Consider the following 1,971-nt stretch of genomic DNA (forward strand, 5'->3'; position numbering starts at 1 on the left):
GCCAAAGCACCGGATCCTTCGTTTGTACCGCCTGCACCGCCCGGCGCAAAAAATCCCATTCCTGCTCGCTCAACCCTTCTCCCCGAACCAGCCGGCCTAGCACCTCATAGTACTGGAGGGTCAAGCTGGGATCAAATTGAAAGGCGCCTGCCCGGTTGGTCAATGCTAACAGGTCGCAGACTTCTACCGGGTCAATTTGCATAGGGGTGGCGGTAGCCAACCACAGGCTGCGGGCTTTTGGGCGCAGGAAATCGCGGACTGCTGAATAAAGGTAACCGTAGTCCGGGTGAGCGCCAGGTCCGGCAGCTGGGTTGCGGCGCCGCAGCGCGTGGGCCTCATCCACCAGGGCAATGTCAAGCGCCTCCGCATCCTGAAGAGCCTGAGCCCGTTCTTGGCGTGCCAAAAGGCCCGTGGACATAATAACTAAATCGGGTTCGTAGATGGAAGTAGCCGGGCGATTACTTTGCGTAGGCCAAATGTACTCGTGGGCAATATCCGGCCTAGTCTGCACCCGACCAAAGGGCAGCAGTACCCGAGAAGCCATTTGCCGGTGCCACTGCCGGGTCAGGCTGGCCGGGGCTGCCACCAAGATGCGCTTGACCAGGCCAGATAAGTACAGTGAGCGAAATGCTAAGCCAGCCTCAATGGTCTTGCCCAGCCCCACCTCGTCACACAACAAGTAGGAAAAGGGCCAGCTTCCCACCAGCCTCCTCACCACCACCGCCTGGTGCGGCCAGGGTGCCACCGGGGCCGTCTCCATCCCCACCAAGCGCCCACCTGGAAGCTTAGGACCATCCCTCAGCACCGCAAATTGCAGCCGCTCCAGGGCGCTGGGTGGTCTCACCGGCTTGGGGCTGGCCGTGCTCCCGTCAACCTCCGCCGGGCAGGAAACCCCCTCCGCCAATCGAATCAGGCGCCGGTGCACTGCTTCCGGCAAGGTTAGAACTGGCATATGTGGAACCTGGTTCATCCACAGCTTGTCAAAAGCTGCGGCGGCCTCATCCACCCGCCGCCGGTCCCTCTCTCCCCACCAGTCACAATGGACATCAATGTTTTCGGCGTTGAGAACCAGGGCTGTCCTGGATTCGTTAAGGGTACCAGCTCCGTAAAGGCGGTGGCCGAATTGGTCGTAAAGGATGAACCACTTCTCATGCACATAGCCGTCATCAACCGCATCCAGGGGTAGCGGCTCTCCCGTCTCCCGGTGGACCCGGAAGGCTACCCGTACCTCCAAGTAACCGTGGGCCACCATCCAGGCCAGCAGAGTTACCCCATTTTGAATTCCTTCCGGCCAGGACTCGGGGTGCTCCAGCTCACCATTCAACCTGGCCGCCAGCCGCTCCTTGTCCCCAGCCAAGATAGCCTTGACGTCATCTGGTTCTAAGTCAGCGCCAACAATGAGGCGCATTTTACCCTGGCGGCCCACAAAAGTGGAGAACCCCTGCGAAGCAGCTGCTAAGGACGAGGAACGAAAATACCCAGCCACCCGGTCATAGCGGACCGCAAGCCGCAAGGCCGGTATGTAAAAGTCGTGGAGAATGTTCACCGGCCGCCCATCAATAACCGTCGAAGAGGTCTTGTAGGAAAGGCGCCATGGGTAGGAACACAGGCCCTTCTGCTCGGCAGCAACTTCAGCTGGCTTGGTCATGGCTCCTCCCACCCTTTAACTGCTAGCTAGCTTAAGGCCAAAGCGGATGGCCTCCGCTTCCCGCCGTAGTCTATCGTCGGCCATCTCTCCAGCCCAGACCGAGAGCAAATCCAGGATCACCTGCTCCCGCCCCTCGGCATGTTGCCCTAGGTAAGCCCGAGCCACCGGCACATCCCCTTCCCGGTAGGCTAAGATTAGGCCCTGCAGGATGTCCCACTCGGTTTGCGGCCTCTCCATGCGCCGCTGATTGCGCTCCTCCGGCCGAGCTAGGCGCAGCTTGGAACCACGGCGAATCAACGGCGCGTAGTAGCCCGTATCCTCAT

At 60.4% G+C, this 1,971-nt stretch carries 2 protein-coding genes; both read right to left on the reverse strand.

Features of this window, described 5'->3' with window-relative positions; genetic code table 11:
- Positions 1–1,648 (reverse strand): helicase (locus tag H5U02_15330; protein ID MBC7343791.1); only part of this gene is annotated, 1,648 nt, incomplete at its 3' end.
- A 15-nt stretch (positions 1,649–1,663) separates the two neighbouring features.
- A partial coding sequence (locus H5U02_15335) for a hypothetical protein (protein MBC7343792.1) occupies positions 1,664–1,971 on the reverse strand: 308 nt, incomplete at its 5' end.

The sequence above is a fragment of the Clostridia bacterium genome, assembly GCA_014360065.1.
Lineage (GTDB): Bacteria > Bacillota > DSM-521 > Neomoorellales > JACIYF01 > JACIYF01.